The 18,610-nt window shown below is 70.5% G+C and carries 13 protein-coding genes and 2 rRNA genes; 5 read left to right on the top strand and 10 right to left on the bottom strand.

The window, feature by feature from the left end:
• Positions 1-21 precede the first annotated feature (21 nt).
• The gene (locus OG556_RS28645) at positions 22-1,173 is read right to left on the bottom strand and encodes a geranylgeranyl reductase family protein (protein ID WP_371522957.1); all 1,152 of its coding nucleotides are present in this window, start codon (positions 1,171-1,173) and stop codon (positions 22-24) included.
• A 564-nt stretch (positions 1,174-1,737) separates the two neighbouring features.
• Here OG556_RS28645 and OG556_RS28640 point away from each other — a divergent pair.
• A complete protein-coding gene (locus OG556_RS28640) occupies positions 1,738-3,102 on the top strand; it encodes a dipeptidase (protein ID WP_371521110.1) in 1,365 nt (454 codons plus the stop codon).
• Here OG556_RS28640 and OG556_RS28635 read toward each other — a convergent pair.
• Both OG556_RS28635 and OG556_RS28630 read right to left on the bottom strand, forming a co-directional pair.
• The gene (locus OG556_RS28635) at positions 3,078-3,917 is read right to left on the bottom strand and encodes a DUF4184 family protein (RefSeq protein ID WP_371521107.1); all 840 of its coding nucleotides are present in this window, start codon (positions 3,915-3,917) and stop codon (positions 3,078-3,080) included. The two genes, OG556_RS28640 and OG556_RS28635, sit on opposite strands and share 25 nt — an antisense overlap.
• Before the next feature lie 191 nt (positions 3,918-4,108).
• On the bottom strand, positions 4,109-5,176 hold the full coding sequence (locus OG556_RS28630; RefSeq protein ID WP_371521105.1) for an NUDIX domain-containing protein: 1,068 nt from the start codon (positions 5,174-5,176) through the stop codon (positions 4,109-4,111).
• Between the two features lie 465 nt (positions 5,177-5,641).
• Here OG556_RS28630 and OG556_RS28625 point away from each other — a divergent pair, with 465 nt between their 5' ends.
• Positions 5,642-6,544 carry a PfkB family carbohydrate kinase gene (locus OG556_RS28625; RefSeq protein ID WP_371521103.1) on the top strand — a complete coding sequence of 301 codons (903 nt, stop codon included), beginning with the start codon at positions 5,642-5,644 and terminating at the stop codon, positions 6,542-6,544.
• Positions 6,545-6,650: 106 nt separating this feature from the next.
• Here the strand turns inward: OG556_RS28625 and OG556_RS28620 are convergent, their stop codons facing one another.
• The 5 genes from OG556_RS28620 to OG556_RS28600 form a co-directional block, all read right to left on the bottom strand.
• The gene (locus OG556_RS28620) at positions 6,651-7,574 is read right to left on the bottom strand and encodes a C40 family peptidase (RefSeq protein WP_371521101.1); all 924 of its coding nucleotides are present in this window, start codon (positions 7,572-7,574) and stop codon (positions 6,651-6,653) included.
• Between the two features lie 311 nt (positions 7,575-7,885).
• Complete coding sequence (locus tag OG556_RS28615) at positions 7,886-9,304, bottom strand: acyl-CoA synthetase (RefSeq protein WP_371521098.1); 1,419 nt, start codon at positions 9,302-9,304, stop codon at positions 7,886-7,888.
• A 180-nt stretch (positions 9,305-9,484) separates the two neighbouring features.
• Positions 9,485-10,447, bottom strand: coding sequence for an electron transfer flavoprotein subunit alpha/FixB family protein (locus OG556_RS28610; protein WP_371521095.1), 963 nt, complete (start codon positions 10,445-10,447; stop codon positions 9,485-9,487).
• A gap of 44 nt (positions 10,448-10,491) precedes the next feature.
• Positions 10,492-11,277, bottom strand: a complete 786-nt coding sequence (locus OG556_RS28605) for an electron transfer flavoprotein subunit beta/FixA family protein (protein WP_079135488.1) — start codon at positions 11,275-11,277, stop codon at positions 10,492-10,494.
• Between the two features lie 267 nt (positions 11,278-11,544).
• Positions 11,545-11,946, bottom strand: coding sequence for a thioredoxin family protein (locus OG556_RS28600; protein ID WP_371522955.1), 402 nt, complete (start codon positions 11,944-11,946; stop codon positions 11,545-11,547).
• Between the two features lie 214 nt (positions 11,947-12,160).
• On the opposite strand from OG556_RS28600, the gene OG556_RS28595 reads away from it, so the two are divergent.
• From OG556_RS28595 to OG556_RS28585, 3 genes are all read left to right on the top strand, one after another.
• Entirely contained in the window at positions 12,161-12,586 is a 426-nt protein-coding gene (locus OG556_RS28595) for a DUF4395 domain-containing protein (RefSeq protein ID WP_371521092.1), read from the top strand.
• 267 nt (positions 12,587-12,853) lie between these two features.
• Positions 12,854-13,624, top strand: a complete 771-nt coding sequence (locus tag OG556_RS28590; protein WP_371521090.1) for a lysophospholipid acyltransferase family protein — start codon at positions 12,854-12,856, stop codon at positions 13,622-13,624.
• A gap of 232 nt (positions 13,625-13,856) precedes the next feature.
• Positions 13,857-15,116, top strand: coding sequence for a TolB family protein (locus tag OG556_RS28585; RefSeq protein WP_371521087.1), 1,260 nt, complete (start codon positions 13,857-13,859; stop codon positions 15,114-15,116).
• Between the two features lie 58 nt (positions 15,117-15,174).
• Here OG556_RS28585 and rrf read toward each other — a convergent pair.
• Positions 15,175-15,291: ribosomal RNA gene (gene rrf / locus OG556_RS28580) — 5S ribosomal RNA — on the bottom strand.
• Between the two features lie 82 nt (positions 15,292-15,373).
• Positions 15,374-18,493, bottom strand: a 23S ribosomal RNA gene (locus tag OG556_RS28575).
• Positions 18,494-18,610: the final 117 nt, after the last annotated feature.

The raw sequence follows: 18,610 nt of genomic DNA, 5'->3' as shown, positions 1-18,610 counted from the left end.
CAGGGCCGCATGCGCCGCCCGTCAGCGGGAAGCCATCGCCGCCAGCTTCCTGGCCGCCCGGTACTGCCGGAGCACCTGCGCGAAGGTGGTGTGCCCCTGGGTGGTCCGGGCGAAGGCCCGCCAGGCCGGCGCCACCAGGCAGACCGCCGCGTGGAACAGGTACGGGCGCCGCTCGAAGGCGCCCAGCAGCTGCTTGCCGGCGCGCATCTCCACGCCCAGCCCGGCCTTGATGGCGAACGCGTAGTTCAGCGCCTCGCGCCGCACGTCCGCCGCCTTGCCCGCCTCCGCGACCTTCACCGCCCACTCGCCGGCCAGCCGGCCCGAGCGCAGCGCGTAGGAGATGCCCTCGCGGGTCCACGGCTCCAGCAGTCCGGCCGCGTCCCCGGCGACCAGCACCCGGCCGCGGGCGAGCGGCGAGTCCTCGGCCCGGCAGCGGGTCAGGTGCCCGGACTCCACGCTCGGGGTGAAGCCGGACAGCCCCAACCGCCGGATGTAGTCGGCGAGATACTGCTTGGTCCGCTCGCCGTCGCCGCGCGCCGAGATGACACCGACGGTCAGGCTGCTCGACTCGGTCTTCGGGAACACCCAGCCGTAACTGCCGGGCAGCGGGCCCCAGTCGAGGTGGATCCGGCCCGACCAGTCCGCGGCGACCTGCGGCGGGACGGGGATCTCCGCCTCCAGGCCGAGGTCGATCTGGTCGAAGGTGACGCCGACGTGCCGGGCGATCCGGCTCGCACTGCCGTCCGCGCCGACCACCGCGCGCGCCTCGAAGGTGCGTCCGTCGGCGGCCGTCACCAGCGCCGTCCGGTGCTCGCCGCCGCGCTGCTCGACGCCGGTGACGGTCACTCCGGTGACCAGCACCGCCCCGGCCTGCTTGGCCGCCTGCACCAGGCGCAGGTCGAACTCGTCCCGGTTGACCAGGCCGAACAGCATCCGCCGGGACCGACGCGTCCGGGTGAACCGCCCGTCGTAGGCGAAGGTGACGGCGTGCACGCGGTCCTGCAGCGGAAGCCGGAAGTCGGGCGGCAGGCTGTCCCGGGACGGGCCGATGATGCCGCCGCCGCAGGTCTTGTAGCGGGGGTGCTCGGCCTTGTCGAGGAGCAGCACCCGCCGGCCCTGGACGGCGGCGGCGTGCGCGGCCGAGGCTCCGGCCGGTCCGGCGCCGACCACCACGACGTCCCAGACGCCGTCGAGCGGCTCGGGCGCCGACCGGCCGACCCTCGGCGCGGCCTCGGCTTCGGCCTCGCTCTCGGCTTCGGACTCGGTCCCAGCCTCGGTCTCGGCTTCGAACACCGTCTCGGCCTCGGTCTCGGGCACCGTCCCGGTCTCGGACACCGTCTCGGGCGCCCCCTCGGACGCCTCGCCTGACGGCTGACCTGACGACCGGCCTGACGGCCGTCCGGGTACCTCGGCGTCGAGCGGCGAGGCCTCGGTGTCGAGTGGGCTGCGGGAATCGGAGCTTCCGGAGTCAGTCACGTCGAGCAATCCTATGCGTCCGCCGAGCCCGCCGCTGGCCGCGCCGCCCCGAACGCCAGACCGAACCCTGACCGAATTCGGATCGCGCCCGGATCGACACCGGACCGATCCATCGGGCCGATCCACCAGACGGTGCGCCGGCCGGGATCGCCGGGCGAAACCACCCGATCGGACTGTTCGAGTCCGCCTATGATCGACGGTACCCAAACCGCCCCTCCGCCCGCACCACCCCTCGGGCGAAGCCTTCCCCTCGGAGCCCCGATGTCACAGCCGCTGGCCGACGCCGTCCGGTCCCTGATGGACCGTGCCCGCACCGACCTCGCCGAACTGGTCGCCTTCCCCTCGGTCGCCGACCCGCGCCAGTTCCCGGTCGAGGAGTGCGAGAAGGCCGCCCGCTGGGTCGCCGACGCCTTCGCCGCCGAGGGCCTGACCAACGTCCAGCTGCTGGACACCCCGGACGGCACCCAGTCCGTCTACGCCGAACTGCCCGGCCCCCAGGGCGCGCCGACCGTGCTGCTCTACTCGCACTACGACGTCCAGCCCCCGCTCGACGAGAGCGCCTGGCTCAGCCCCGCCTTCGAGCTGACCGAGCGTGACGGCCGCTGGTACGGGCGCGGCGCCGCCGACTGCAAGGGCAACATCCTGATGCACCTGACCGCCCTGCGGGCCCTGCGGCAGGTGTACGGCGACGGCTACCCGGTCAGCCTGAAGATCATCGTCGAGGGCTCGGAGGAGCAGGGCACCGGCGGCCTGGAGCGCTACGCCGAGGCCCACCCCGAACTGCTCGCCGCCGACGCCATCATCATCGGCGACACCGGCAACTTCGCCCCCGGCCTGCCCACCGTGACCGCCTCGCTGCGCGGCATGACGGTCGTCGAGGTCGCGGTCACCACCCTGGCCGGCAACCTGCACTCCGGCGCCTTCGGCGGTGCCGCCCCGGACGCGCTGCAGTCGCTGGTCCGGATGCTCGCCTCGCTGCACGACGAGCACGGCGACGTCGCGGTGGCCGGACTGGCCGGCGGCCAGACCTGGAGCGGTGTCCAGTACCCGGAGGAGCAGTTCCGCTCCGACGCCAAGGTGCTCGACGGCGTCGCCCTGACCGGCACCGGCACCATCGCCGACCGCCTGTGGGCCCGCCCCGCGATCACCGTCCTCGGCATCGACGCCCCGCCGGTGATCGGCGCCACCTCCTCCGTCCAGGCCGCTGCCAAGGCCCTGGTCAGCCTGCGCGTCCCGCCGGGCAGCGACCCGAACGCCGCCCAGGACGCGCTGGTCGCCCACCTGGAGGCGCAGATCCCGCTCGGCGCCCGTCTGACCGTCGAGCGCCAGGGCACCGGCGCCCCGTTCAACGCCGACACCACCGGCCCGGCGTACGAGGCGATGGGCGAGGCCATGGCCGAGGCCTTCGGCACCGAGATGGTCGCCTCCGGCGAGGGCGGCTCGATCCCGCTCTGCAACACGCTGCGCTCGCTCTACCCGAAGGCCGAGATCGTGCTGATCGGCGTCGAGGAGCCGACCACCCAGATCCACGCGGTCAACGAGAGCGTCGACCCGCAGGAGCTGGAGCGGATGGCCCTCTCCGAGGCCCTGTTCCTCCGCCGCTACGCCGAACTGCGCTCGGTCTGACGCACGTTGGTCCGGGGACCGCCGACGGCGGTCCCCGGCACCGGCCGCCCGCCCCGGAACCTGCGGGCGGCACCCGCCACCACCGCGTAACCGACCGCGCCCACCGCGAGCCCGGCCCCGGCGCCGAAGCAGAACTCCGGGATCAGGTTCCGCCGCAGCGGGACCAGCCGGTGCAGCACCCCGACCGCCGTCGCCGCGCCCAGGGCCGCGACAGCGGCGCGGCGCGCCCGGGGAGCGAGTGCCACGGCCGGGCGGACCGGCTCCACGCCCCGCGCCGCCCGCACCGCCCAGCCCGCCATCGCGGCCAGGGCCAGCGCCGAACTGCCGTACTGCAGCGCCGAGTAGAGCGGAACCCCGGCCACTTCCCGGTCCAGCACCGGCAGCAGCCGGACACCCAGCCGGCCTTCGTGGGTGAACGCGTCCCAGCCGACGTGGGTGGCCGCACCGATCGCCGCCGACGCAACGAACCACGCCGCCCCGGTACCCGCCCCGCCTCCGGCGGGCCGCCGGACCGTCAGTGCCTCGGCCGCGCCCGCCCACCGGTCCGGCAGCAGCGCCACCAGCGGCGCACGCAGCAGACCGTGCCAGCCGGCCACCAGCGCGCCCGCGATCGCGACGTCCAGCGTCGGCACGGCCCACCAGCGGTGCGTCAGACCGCCGTGACCGTACACCCCGGGCAGCAGCGACTCGGCGAAGAACGGGACGTCGGGCGCCATCGATCCGGCGACCAGCGCCGAGGCGACCAGCGGCCCGCGCTCACCGGCGGCGCGCAGCAGGGGCAGGACGGCGGCGGGGTGGCTCAGTGTGAACGGCATGCCCCCATCCTCCCGCCCCCGCCGGACCATCGGCCAACGACCTGGGCCGTCGGCCGACACCCGGAGCGCCGGCCACCGCCTCTGGACGGCCCGGCACCCGGAGCGGCCCGACACCCGGGGCGGCCCGGCACCCGGGGTGGCCCGACACCCGGGCTCGTCAGGCGCCCGGGCTCGTCAGGCGCCCCGGGCGGCTACGCCGCGTCGGCCGTACTGGCCAGGCCGAGCGCGACCCGGCGGCCCGCCTCCAGGTAGCGCAACTCGCCGCTGCGGCGGGCGTCCAGGGCGGCGGCGAGGCGGCGGTAGCGGCTCGGGGGCAGCAGGTCGGCGGCCTCGTCCAGGGTGACGAAGCGCCAGTCGCGCAGCTCCTCCGCCTGGAGCAGCAGGTTCTGGCGGGCGGGGGCGTCCAGTTGACCGCCGTCGTACATCAGGCGCAGGCCGCCGCGGCGCGGGCCGGTGCGCGGCTCCCAGTCGACGGCGAGCAGGCGCAGCCCGGTCGGGTCGAGCCGCAGGCCCAGTTCCTCGGCGGTCTCGCGCAGGGCCGCGTCGGTGGGGGCCTCGCCACGCTCGACCACGCCTCCGGGGAAGTCCCAGTCGGGTTTGTAGACGGGGTCGACCAGCAGGACGCGGTCCTGTTCGTCGAAGAACAGGACGGCGGAGGCCACGGTATCCCCGGTCGGGTCGGGGGTCTGGACGATCGGGCAGCGGGCGGCGCCGACGCGGACCAGTTCGGCGATCCGGTGGGCGGTCTCGCGGGGGGTGAGCTCGCTGGTGTCGAGCATCCGGGCGTCCTCGACCAGCCAGCGTCGGGCGGCCCGGTAGCGGGCCACGTGCTCGAAGCACCACGTGCGGACCCGCTCGCTGGCCTCCGGATCTCCCGGGCACTCGTCGCGGTGGGCGATGCGGTGACGCAGGATCGTTTCTTCTGGGTCCAGGACGAAGTGGTGCACCGCTATGCCGTGGGAGGCGAGGTCGCCGAAGATCTCGTCCCGGTAGTCCTCCCTGAGCAGGGTCATCGGGACCACCAGCGGGCCCGCGACCTCACTGAGCAGCGCGGCCGCCGTCTCGGGGACGAGCCGGCGCCAGGCCGCCAGGTCCTGGAAGTCGGACACCGTCGCCAGCCGGTCGGCCGGGAGCATCCGGCGCAGGCCGAAGCCCACCAGCTCGGGATCGAAGAGCACGCTCCCGGGCAGCAGTTCCACCAGCTCGCGGCAGGCACTCGTCTTGCCCGCCCCGAATGTGCCATTGACCCAGACGATCACAACGTCCCCTGCCCTCGACTTGCCCCGATGCCGTTCGCACCGGGCAGCGCCCCCGTCGGCCGAACCAGCGCCACCCGTGGTGGTACCCGCGCCACGCCGCTCCCCATACCTCCCCACCGCGCCCGCCGTTGCGCCCCGCTCCGCCCCTTGACAGGGGCATGTGCCCAGGCCAGCCGCCTTCCGGGAGAAATATGTAGACCGGTCTACATCAAAGTTGCACCCCGCTCACACCCTGCGCGCACAGGAAGTCGGCCCGTCCGACTTCCTGTGCGCCATCATCACCCCAGATCACCTCGCATCACCCCCTCCACCCGACTATGTAGACCGACCGACAGATTCCTCTCGGCAATATCTAGACCGGTCTGCATAATTCAGTAGACCGGTCGACATATTCTTCCCCGCGCCCCTCGCGCGCCCCCCGGCGCCCGCTTGCGCCGCGCGCACCCCAGCACGTACAGAGGAACGATGAAGCTGCTCCCAGTCGGCCGCGTCATCGTCATCGGCTCGGTCAACGCCGACCGCATCCTCCGCTGCCCCGTCCTCCCCGCCCCCGGCGAGACCGTCCTCGCCACCGCCGCCACCCAGGGGTTCGGCGGCAAGGGCGCGAACCAGGCGGTGGCGGCCGCGCGCATGGGCGCCGCCGTCCACCTGGTCGCGAAGGTCGGGCGCGACGCCGACGGCGAAGCCGCGCTCACCGACCTGCGCGGCGCGGAGGTCGAGACGGGCTCCGTGCTCACCCACCCCGACGCGCCGACCGGGCAGGCGATCGTCATGGTCGACCCCGCCGGCGAGAACAGCATCGTCGTCGTCCCCGGCGCCAACGCCCACCTGACCGCCGCCGAGGTCACCGCCGCACTCGCCCGCCTGCACCTGCTCCCCGTCGACGTGCTCCTCACCAGCGGCGAGGTCCCCGAGGAGTGCATCCACGCGACCGCCGCCGCCCTGCCGGCCGACGGCACCCACTGGGTGCACAACGCCGCCCCGGCCGGCTCGCTCCCCGACACCGGTCCGACCGGACGCCGCCCCCTGGTCGTCGCCAACGCCGTCGAGGCCCGCCAGCTGACCGGTGCCCCCACCGTCGAGGAGGCCGCCCGGGCCCTCGCCCGCCACGCCGACGGCGTCGTACTCACCCTCGGCGGCGAGGGCGCGCTGGTCGCCACCGAGGGACGGTCGGCCCGACTTCCCGCCCCCGCCGTCCAGGTCGTCGACACCACCGGTGCCGGCGACGTCTTCTGCGGCGCCCTCGCCGCCGGACTCGCCCGCGGCGCCGACCTCCCCGCCGCGGCCGCCACCGCCGTGGCCGCCGGCGCCTTCGCCGTCACCGCCCTGGGCGCCCGTGGCGCCCTCCCCCGCCCGACCGACCTCTGACCAGCCGCTTCCCGACGGGCCCGGGCGGATCGGGCCCACCCCCCGGTGGGAGCGCCCGGGCCACAACTCCCGAACGCCCCGACTCACACGCCTAGGAGCACTCGGCCTACGGCCGCCCCATGTACGACGGGTAGTAGCCGCTGCTGATCCCCGAGATCCGGATCAACGTGCCCGGCCGCGCCGCCTCGACGTACTGGTTGTTGCCCAGGTAGATCGCCACGTGCTGGATGCCCCGCTTGGTGCCGTTGGGGGACCAGAACAGCAGGTCGCCCCGGCGCAGCTGGCCGGCGCTGATGGGCGTGGTCGCCGCGTACTGGTCGTTGGCCACCCGCGGCAGGTTCACCCCGCCGCGCCGGAAGGCCTGCTGGACGAGGCCCGAGCAGTCGTACCCGTCCGGCCCGTTGCCCGCGGTCCGGAACGGCTTGCCCAGCTGGCTCAGCGCGAACTGCACGGCGGACTCGACGTTCTGGTCCCCCGCCACCGCGCCGCCGGCCGAGCCCGACGAGGACGATCCGGACGATCCGGACGACGACGGGGATCCGTCCCCCGTCCGTGCCACGTACACGTCGTAGTGCGTGGTCCAGCGCCACTGTCCCTTGCTGTTCTTGAACCAGTACCGCGACCCGTCCCACCCCTGCTTGATCCCCCCGCTCGACTTCGTGCCCGTCGACGGGGCCTTCGCCGCGGAGGAGGATCCGCCCCCCGTCCGCGCCACGTACACGTCGTAGTGCGTCGTCCAACGCCACTGCCCCTGACTGTTCTTGAACCAGTACCGCGAGCCGTCCCACCCGGCGTGCGCCGGTGCGGACTCGGCGGCGGCGGGGCTCACGCCGGGGCCGACGCCGATCACACCCGCACCGGCCACGATCACGGCCGCCATGCCTATCCCCCGGCGCACCCGGGCGGCCCGCGAGGGACGGACGGGGCGGACCGGGCGGACGGCGGCCGCCCGCTGGTCGACGGTGGCGGCAGCGTGCTGCCCGGTCGGTTCGTCGGCGGCACCCGGCGCGCCGGTGTTGACGGTGGTCATCCTGCTGTCTTCCCTCACTGCTGCGAACTGCCACCACGGGGGCGGCTGCGGAATCGGCTACGGACACGCACGTCCCGGTAAGACGGCACGTACGGCTCGGCAGACCCCGCCCGGCATGCCACGGCCTCCGGTCGTGCGACCGGGAGCCGTGGCATGCCGCCCAGGGATTCAGTTCTGCCTGCGTGTCACGGTAGGCACGCGTCCGCTCACGGCGCGCAGTGGAGTGAGCCAATGGAAGGGTTCACGGCCGGTGAGCACCGACGGGGCATCAGGGTGAAGGCCAGTCATCGGGCCGCTCGCCCGACGCCCCCTCATCCCTGCCGGTCCGCCTCCGCCAACAGCTGCTTCTTCAGCACCTTCCCCAGCGCGTTCCTGGGCAGTTCGGGCACCAGCACGACCCGGCGCGGCCGCTTGTGCGCGGACAGCCGCTCCGCCACGAAGGCCGTCAGCTGTTCCCCCGTCACGGCGCCGTCCGGGATGACGTACGCGACGACGGCCTGCCCGAGGTCCTCGTCCGGCGCACCGACCACCGCCGCGTCGGCGACCGCGGGGTGGTCGCGCAGCGCGGCCTCCACCTCGCCGGCGCCGATCCGGTAGCCACCGCTCTTGATCAGGTCGACGGAGGCGCGACCGACGATCCGGTGGAAGCCGTCCTCACCGATCACGGCGACGTCCCCGGTGCGGAACCAGCCGTCCGCCGTCCAGGCCTCGGCGTCCGCGTCGGGCCGGTTGAGGTACCCGCTGAACAGGGTCGGCCCGGCGACCTGCAACTCTCCGACGCTCTCCCCGTCGGAGGGCACCGGCTCGCCGTCCTCGCCGACCAGCCGGGTGCGCACTCCGTCCAGCGGCAGGCCGACGCTGCCGGGCCGGCGCTCGCCGTCCGCCCGGGTGCTGACGGTGATCAGCGACTCGGTCATCCCGTAGCGCTCGATCGGGGCGTGCCCGGTGAGCGCGGCAAGCTTCTCGAACACCGGTACCGGCAGCGGCGCGCTGCCGGAGACCAGCAGCCGGGCCGAGGCCAGCCGACCCGCCGCCCCGGGGTCGGCCGCCACCCGGGACCAGACGGTCGGCACCCCGAAGTACAGGCTGCCGCCCGCGGCCGCGTACCCCTCCGGGGTGGGCCGCCCGGTGTGCACGAGCCGGCTGCCGGTCCGCAGGGCGCCGAGGACGCCGAGGATCAGTCCGTGGACGTGGAACAGCGGCAGGCCGTGGACGAGGGTGTCCTCGGCGGTCCACTGCCAGGCCGCGGCGAGCGCGTCCAGGTCGGCGGCGATCGCCTGGCGCCGGATCACGGCTCCCTTGGGCGCCCCGGTGGTACCGGAGGTGTAGAGGACGAAGCCGGTGGCGTCCGGCGCGGGCTCGGCGAACGTGGTGGCGGCGCGTTCCGCCGGGTCGACCGGCAGCCCCTGCACCTCACCCGGCACGGTGTCGCCCACGGCGTGCGCGAGCAGCACCGCACCCGAGTCGCGCAGGATGTGCTCACGTTCCTTGGGCCCGGAGTCGGGCGGCAGCGGCACCACGGGCACGCCCGCCAGCAGGCCGCCGACCACGGCGACGACCGTCTCGACGGCGGGCCGGGCGAGCACGGCGAGCGCGGGCGCACCGGCCACCCGGTCGGCGACGGCGGTCGCCGCGCCCAGCAGCTTTTCGCGGGACAGCGCCCGCCCGTCGATCCGCAGCGCGTCCGCCGCGTCCCCGTAGTCGCCCTGAAGTGCGGTCAGCAGTGCCATGCTTCCGTCCTCGCCCTCGTCTCACGCTGTCGCGCCGACTCTACGGGCCGCACCCGGACCGTCCGTGGGCAGCGGTCACCAGCCGCCGCCCACCTGGCCTGTGCCGGCCCGTGCCGGAAACGCCGGAGGGCGTGGCACCGAATACTCAGTGCCACGCCCTCCGACTGCCCTGTGCGGGGATCAGCCCTTGCGGGCCTTCACCTCGGCGGTCAGCTGCGGCAGCACGGCGAACAGGTCGCCGACCACGCCGTAGTCGACCAGCTCGAAGATCGGGGCCTCCGGGTCCTTGTTGACCGCGACGATGGTCTTCGAGGTCTGCATGCCCGCCCGGTGCTGGATGGCGCCGGAGATGCCGGCCGCGATGTACAGCTGCGGCGAGACCTGCTTGCCGGTCTGGCCGACCTGGTTGCTGTGCGGGTACCAGCCCGCGTCGACGGCGGCACGCGAGGCACCGACGGCCGCGCCCAGCACGTCCGCGAGCTCCTCGACGACGCCGAAGCCGGCCGCCTCGCCGACGCCACGGCCGCCCGAGACCACGATCGCGGCCTCGGTCAGCTCCGGACGGCCGGTCGAGACCCGCGGGGTGCGCGAGGTGACCTTGGCCGCGTTCCCGGTGAACTCCACCGCCACGTTCTCCACCGCGCCCGCACCCGCAACGGCCTCGGGGGCCACCGCGTTCGGCTTGACGGTGATGACCGGCACGCCCTTCGTCACCTTCGACTTCACCTGGAAGGACGCGGCGAACACCGACTGGGTGGCGACCGGGCCGCCGTCACCGGCCTCCAGGTCGATGGCGTCGGTGATGATGCCGGAGCCCAGCCGCAGTGCGACGCGGGCCGCGATCTCCTTGCCCTCGCCGGAGGAGGTGATCAGGACGGCGGCGGCGTCGTTGGCCTTGGCGATCTGGGTGAGGGCGTCCACCTTCGGGACGACCAGCTGGTCGGTGAACTCGGCGCCCTCGGCGACGTACACCTTGGCCGCACCGTACTCGGCGGCCTTGGCCGCGAGGTCGGCGGCGGCGGCACCGGCGCCCAGCACGACCGCGGACGGCTCGCCGATCCGGCGGGCCAGGGTCAGCAGTTCGAGGGCCGGCTTGCGGACCACACCGTCGGCGTGGTCCACCAGAACCAGGATCTCAGCCATGATTCGTTGCTCCTGATCGATCGTTGGATGCGCGAACGGGGGGACTAGATGAACTTCTGGTCGGCGAGGAAGCCGGCGAGCTGCTTCCCGCCCTCGCCCTCGTCCTTGACGACCGTGCCCGCGGTCCGCGCCGGACGCGCCGCCACCGACTCCACCGCCGTCCACGCACCCGCCAGACCGACCTCGTCGGCCTCGATGCCCAGATCGTCCAGGTCCAGCGACTGGACCGGCTTCTTCTTCGCCGCCATGATCCCCTTGAACGACGGGTACCGGGCCTCACCCGACTGGTCCGTCACCGACACCACCGCCGGCAGCGCAGCCTCGACCAGCTCGGTCGCCGCGTCACCGTCACGACGACCCCGCACCACACCGCCCTCGACCGACACCTCCGACAGCAGCGTCACCTGCGCCACGCCCAGACGCTCCGCCAGCAGCGCCGGCAGCACGCCCATCGAACCGTCCGTCGACGCCATCCCACCGATCACCAGGTCGAACCCGGTCTTCTCCAGCGCCTTCGCCAGCACCGCCGACGTCCCGATCACATCCGAACCGTGGATGTCCTCGTCGTTCACGTGCACAGCCTTGTCCGCACCCATCGACAGCGCCTTGCGCAGCGCGTCCTTCGCGTCGTCCGGCCCGACCGTCAGCACCGTCACCTCGGCGCCCTCGTTCGCCGCCGCGATCCGCAGCGCCTGCTCCACGCCGTACTCGTCGAGCTCCGACAGGAGGCCGTCCACACCCTCCCGGTCGGTGGTGTGGTCGTCCGCGAACCGACGGTCACCCGTCGCGTCCGGCACGTACTTCACACAGACAACGATCCTCAAGCTCACGGCCTGTCTCCTGTACTGGTCTCGTCCGGCGGCTGCGGCTGTGCAAGCGGGGCGCGAACACGGTGCGCGCCCGCTCCGGGCAGCGGGTTCCCGTGCCGGTCCGGAACTTCCTGGCAGCATACTCGGCAGTAGTCCAGTGGTCACTACTGGCCAGTAGCTTAGGTCGGGCGGCTGCACTTCCGTCTGCGCCCATCCTGCCCCAGGGCAGCCCCGACACCACCTGATCGGACTACATATCCGCCGCAGGATCGCCTGGGCCCCCGGCGCTCACACCGCCTCGCCGAGCGCCGCGATCACATCCACCTTGCGCGGCAGTCCGGCCGCCCGGCGCACCACCCGACCGCCCCCGTCCAGCACCAGGACGGTCGGCGTCCGCAGGATCTCCAGCCGACGGGCCAGCTCCAGCCGCTCCTCGGCGTCCACCTCGACGTGCGCCACCCCGTCGACCATGCCGGCCACCTCCGCGAGCACCCGGCGGGTGGCCCGGCACGGCTGACAGAACGCCGTCGAGAACTGGACCAGGGTCGCCCGCTCGCCGAGCGCCCCGCCCAGCTCCGCCTCCGACAGCCGTACCGCCCCGCCGTTGGTGCGCACCCTCAGCCTCCCGTCGTGCCGTGCCCGTAGCAGCCCGGAGGTGGTCGCCGGCGCCGACACCACGACGCACACCACCAACCGGCCGTCCCCAGTCTGCGGCAGCGGCCCCGGGCCTCAAAAGGGAGGTCGACCACCGGGCCGGGCCCGCGTACGATCGCCGGGTGGAATCCGACCGCACCGCACCGCCGTTGCTGACCTCCCGCCGCGTCGTCGACCTGGGCCGGGCCACCACCACCCGCTGTCGCTGACGCGCCCCGCCGCCGCCCGTCGCGACCCTCCCGGAGCCCTCGTGCAGATCGACCCCCGCGGTCCCCGCTTCGCCGCCGCGCTCACCTCGATCGTGCTGGCCGCCGCCCTCATCACCGGCAGCGACGTACTGCTGGCCGTCCAGGCCCTCGTCTTCGCACTCGGCGCGTTCGGCGGCCTGCGGCTCTCCCCCTACGGCTGGCTCTACCAGACCTTCCTCCTCCCCCGGCTGGCCCCGCCCTCCGAGACCGAGGACGAGCGGCCGCCCCGCTTCGCGCAGGGAGTCGGCCTGGTGTTCGCCGTCGTCGGCGCCCTCGGCTTCCTCACCGGGGTGGCCTGGCTCGGCCTGCTGGCCACGGCCTTCGCCCTGGCCGCCGCCTTCCTCAACGCCGCGTTCGGCTACTGCCTCGGCCGTGAGGTCTACCCCTTCGTCCGCCGCGCCCAGGGTCGCGTCGGCGCCGGAGCCTAGCCACCCCTTGGGCCTCCGGGCCTCCGGCACAGAGCGGGACCTCCAGGTCGCCGGGGAGGGAAAAGTTCCCACCCGAACTCATCACGGAGATCACACCGCGAATATCCGCTTGACCGCACGCCTCAGGTGACAGCAGGCACTCGTTCGGGGGATCATCTCCGTGAATCACCCGTGACCGCCGCGGCGTGCCGCGCTCCGGTCGGCCCCCGCTCAGCGACGCGGGTACCCGCCGTACCGGGCTCCGGCCCGTGGAAGTCAGGACTGACCGTGGCAGAGTTCGTGTACCCGCCGGTGATCGGCGCCGCACTCACCGCCTTCCGTGCGCTCGACGTGCGGATCAAGATCGTAGGCGCCGAGAACATCCCCGCCAGGGGCGGAGCCGTACTGGTCAGCAATCACATCAGCTACCTTGACTTCCTCTTCGCCGGCCTCGGCGCCTACCGCGGCGGCAAGCGCAAGACCCGCTTCATGGCCAAGGACGACGTCTTCAAGCACCGGGTCTCCGGCCCGCTGATGCGCGGCATGAAGCACATCCCGGTCGACCGCACCGACGGACAGCCCGCGTACGAGGCCGCCGTGCGCGCCCTCAAGGCCGGCGAGGTCGTCGGGGTGTTCCCCGAGGCGACCATCAGCCGCTCGTTCATGCTGAAGAAGTTCAAGACCGGCGCCGCCCGGATGGCCGCCGACTCCGGCACCCCGCTGCTGCCCGTCATCCTCTGGGGCACCCAGCAGCTCTGGACCAAGGGCCGCCCGAAGACCCTGACCAAGCGCCACGTCCCCGTCACCATCATGATCGGCGAGCCGATTCACCTGGGCCCGAACGACAAGCCCGTCATGGTCACCAGACGGCTGCGTGCGGCCATGAGCGAGATGCTCGACCAGGCCCAGCGCGAGTACCCCGGCAAGCCCTCCGGCCCGGACGACACCTGGTGGCTGCCCTCCCACCTCGACGGCACCGCGCCCACCCTGGAGGTCGCCGAGGCCGAGGACGAGGCGGAGGCCCTCGCCAAGGCCGAGCGCCGCGCCGCCCGGGGCTGACCGGCCCCGCCCCGGTTCCACCCCGCACCACCGCTCCACGCCGCCACTCCGCGCCGCCCTCCGTGAGACCTTCTACTCCGTGTGACCGACCGAACGCCAGACGTCGCGTGTCGCCCGGTCGCCGACGCTCCCCGTCTGACACAGTGACAGCCCCTTTGAGGGGCCTTCGTCCTGCATCGGAGACGGAGCGAACGCCGGAGAGGTCGGAAAGGTCGGAGCGGATATGACACGGATGACCCGCACACGGCAGTCCCCCAGGTCCACACCCGAGGCCCGCACCCGCGCCAGCGCCGGTGCGGGCCTTCTGCTGCTGAGCACCCTGCTCACCGGGTGCGGCGCCGAACCCGGTGAGATCCCCCTGTCCGAGATCCAGGCGGACGCCCCCTCCACCGCCGCCGAGTCGACGACCGCCACCGCGAGCCCCGGCGTGGTCGGCGCCGCCGCCGGAACGCCTGCGGCCACCGCGCACAACGGTCTGATCGTCGGCGGGGTCTTCCTCAACACCGCCCGCACCACCAGCGCCATCGTCACCCTCGCACCCGACGGCACCGATTGGCACCAGGTCACCCAGCCGCCCGACCGCACCCGCGACGACCGCCCCGACTGGTCCCCGGACGGCAGCACGATCGCCTTCGACCGGACCGACCCACGGAGCGGCGCCGCCAGCCTCTGGACGGTCTCCACCAACGGCGACGGCGCCCACCAGATCGACCAGCTCTGCGAGACCGGCACCGCCGACTGCACCAACGAGGACGAACGCGCCCCCGCCTACTCGCCCGACGGCAAGCAACTCGCCTTCAGCCGCTCCTGGGGCGCCCTCGACCAAGCCGACAGAAACCAGATCCAGTACTCGGACCTCTACCTGATGAGCCCCGACGGCACCGACGTCCAGCGGCTCACCTTCCTCACCAACGACAAGCCGTACTCCGGGCAGGTCAGCAACCCCAGTTGGTCCCCCGACGGCAAACAGCTCACCTTCGAGTACCGCACCGGTGCCACCGGTCAGCCCGCCAACAGCCGCGCCATCTACGTCGTCGCCGCGGACGGCACCGGGCTGCGGCAGCTCACCCCCTGGGAACTGCGCGCCGGAGACCGCGCCAACTGGTCCCCCGACGGCACCCAGATCCTCTTCACCACCTACCCGGCCGGCCGCGCCGACGCCCCCGGCGGCGGCATCTACACCGTCCACCCCGACGGCACCGCCATCGGCGCGCTGACCCCCGCCCCGTCCAACGTCTTCTACGGCACCGCGTCCTACGCGCCCGACGGCAAGTCCATCGTGTTCGCCCAGGCCCCCGCCGGCTCCGAGGCCGACCTCTACACCATGCGGCCGGACGGGACGGGCATCGCCCGGCTCACCAACGACAGGGACTCCTGGCTGACCCGGCCGGCGTGGGGAACGGCGCCGGTACCGCCTCAACCCGACGGCCGGTCATCGGCCCAGGCGCAATCGCGACGGTGGGAAGAGGACGAGGAACTCCAGGACGAGTGAACCACAACGCAAAGAACCCCCATCCGGTTTCCCGGATGAGGGTTCTCTGTGAATGATTGTTCGGCGGCGTCCTACTCTCCCACAGGGTCCCCCCTGCAGTACCATCGGCGCTGTAAGGCTTAGCTTCCGGGTTCGGAATGTAACCGGGCGTTTCCCTCACGCTATGACCACCGAAACACTATGAAACTGTCAACCGCACCAACCCGTGGCAGGGCTGGGGTCGTTGTTTCAGAACAACACAGTGGACGCGAGCAACTGAGGACAAGCCCTCGGCCTATTAGTACCGGTCAACTCCACCCCTCACAGGGCTTCCATATCCGGCCTATCAACCCAGTCGTCTACTGGGAGCCTTACCCTCTCAAGGAGGTGGGAGTGCTCATCTCGAAGCAGGCTTCCCGCTTAGATGCTTTCAGCGGTTATCCCTCCCGAACGTAGCCAACCAGCCATGCCCTTGGCAGGACAACTGGCACACCAGAGGTTCGTCCGTCCCGGTCCTCTCGTACTAGGGACAGCCCTTCTCAACACTCCTACGCGCACAGCGGATAGGGACCGAACTGTCTCACGACGTTCTAAACCCAGCTCGCGTACCGCTTTAATGGGCGAACAGCCCAACCCTTGGGACCTACTCCAGCCCCAGGATGCGACGAGCCGACATCGAGGTGCCAAACCATCCCGTCGATATGGACTCTTGGGGAAGATCAGCCTGTTATCCCCGGGGTACCTTTTATCCGTTGAGCGACGGCGCTTCCACAAGCCACCGCCGGATCACTAGTCCCTACTTTCGTACCTGCTCGACCCGTCAGTCTCACAGTCAAGCTCCCTTGTGCACTTACACTCAACACCTGATTGCCAACCAGGCTGAGGGAACCTTTGGGCGCCTCCGTTACTCTTTAGGAGGCAACCGCCCCAGTTAAACTACCCACCAGACACTGTCCCTGATCCGGATCACGGACCCAGGTTAGACATCCAGCACGACCAGAGTGGTATTTCAACGACGACTCCACAACAACTGGCGTTGCTGCTTCAAAGTCTCCCACCTATCCTACACAAGCCGAACCGAACACCAATATCAAGCTATAGTAAAGGTCCCGGGGTCTTTCCGTCCTGCTGCGCGAAACGAGCATCTTTACTCGTAATGCAATTTCACCGGGCCTATGGTTGAGACAGTCGAGAAGTCGTTACGCCATTCGTGCAGGTCGGAACTTACCCGACAAGGAATTTCGCTACCTTAGGATGGTTATAGTTACCACCGCCGTTTACTGGCGCTTAAGTTCTCAGCTTCGCCTGGACGAATCCAAGCTAACCGGTCCCCTTAACGTTCCAGCACCGGGCAGGCGTCAGTCCGTATACATCGCCTTACGGCTTCGCACGGACCTGTGTTTTTAGTAAACAGTCGCTTCTCGCTGGTCTCTGCGGCCACCCCCAGCTCTGGCAGCAAATGCCGTCACCAGGAATGGCCCCCCTTTTCCCGAAGTTACGGGGGCATTTTGCCGAGTTCCTTAACCATAGTTCACCCGAACGCCTCGGTATTCTCTACCTGACCACCTGAGTCGGTTTGGGGTACGGGCCGCCATGAAACTCGCTAGAGGCTTTTCTCGACAGCATAGGATCATCCACTTCACCACAATCGGCTCGGCATCAGGTCTCAGACTATGTGAACGGCGGATTTGCCTACCGTTCGTCCTACACCCTTACCCCGGGACAACCACCGCCCGGGCTGGACTACCTTCCTGCGTCACCCCATCGCTCACCTACTACAGACTTGGTTCAGCGGCTCCACCACGTCCCTTTGTCCGAAGACTCCGGGCCGGCTTCACGGCCTTAGCATCACCTGGTTCAGCGTTGGCGCTTCAAAGCGGGTACGGGAATATCAACCCGTTGTCCATCGACTACGCCTGTCGGCCTCGCCTTAGGTCCCGACTTACCCTGGGCAGATCAGCTTGACCCAGGAACCCTTGGTCAATCGGCGCAAGAGTTTCCCACTCTTGTATCGCTACTCATGCCTGCATTCTCACTCGTATACCGTCCACGACTGGTTTCCACCGCCGCTTCACCCGGCACACGACGCTCCCCTACCCATCACAGCAGGCGTTGGCCCTATTGCTGCAATGACACGACTTCGGTGATGTGCTTGAGCCCCGCTACATTGTCGGCGCGGAATCACTTGACCAGTGAGCTATTACGCACTCTTTCAAGGGTGGCTGCTTCTAAGCCAACCTCCTGGTTGTCTCTGCGACTCCACATCCTTTCCCACTTAGCACACGCTTAGGGACCTTAGTCGGTGTTCTGGGCTGTTTCCCTCTCGACCATGGAGCTTATCCCCCACAGTCTCACTGCCACGCTCTCACTTACCGGCATTCGGAGTTTGGCTAAGGTCAGTAACCCGGTAAGGCCCATCGCCTATCCAGTGCTCTACCTCCGGCAAGAAACACGTGACGCTGCACCTAAATGCATTTCGGGGAGAACCAGCTATAACGGAGTTTGATTGGCCTTTCACCCCTAACCACAGGTCATCCCCCAGGTTTTCAACCCTGGTGGGTTCGGTCCTCCACACGGTCTTACCCGCGCTTCAACCTGCCCATGGCTAGATCACTCCGCTTCGGGTCTTGGGCATGCAACTCAGACGCCCTATTCGGACTCGCTTTCGCTACGGCTACCCCACACGGGTTAACCTCGCTACACACCGCAAACTCGCAGGCTCATTCTTCAAAAGGCACGCAGTCACGGCCCACCAGCAAGCTGATGAACGACGCTCCCACGGCTTGTAGGCACACGGTTTCAGGTACTATTTCACTCCGCTCCCGCGGTACTTTTCACCATTCCCTCACGGTACTATCCGCTATCGGTCACCAGGGAATATTTAGGCTTAGCGGGTGGTCCCGCCAGATTCACACGGGATTTCTCGGGCCCCGTGCTACTTGGGAGTTTCTCAAACGAGCCGTACAGATTTCGTCTACGGGGGTCTTACCCTCTACGCCGGACCTTTCGCATGTCCTTCGACTACCCATACGGTTTCTGACTCGCCGACCGGCCGGCAGACCGATCAAGAAAAATCCCACGACCCCGTGATGGCAACCCCTGCCGGGTCTCACACCATCACGGTTTAGCCTCATCCGGTTTCGCTCGCCACTACTCCCGGAATCACGGTTGTTTTCTCTTCCTGCGGGTACTGAGATGTTTCACTTCCCCGCGTTCCCTCCACACTGCCTATGTGTTCAGCAGCGGGTGACAGCCCATGACGACTGCCGGGTTTCCCCATTCGGAAACCCCCGGATCAAAGCCTGGTTGACGGCTCCCCGGGGACTATCGTGGCCTCCCACGTCCTTCATCGGTTCCTGGTGCCAAGGCATCCACCGTGCGCCCTTAAAAACTTGGCCACAGATGCTCGCGTCCACTGTGCAGTTCTCAAACAACGACCAGTCACACACCCTCAACACCCCCAAGGAGCGCATCAGATGAGGCCGGCTTCCTAGAAGAAACAGCCTTACGGCCAT

It is taken from the genome of Kitasatospora sp. NBC_01300, assembly GCF_041435235.1.
GTDB lineage: Bacteria > Actinomycetota > Actinomycetes > Streptomycetales > Streptomycetaceae > Kitasatospora.
Note: the sequence above shows the minus strand (reverse complement) of the source record. Positions and strands in the feature narration are given on the sequence as shown.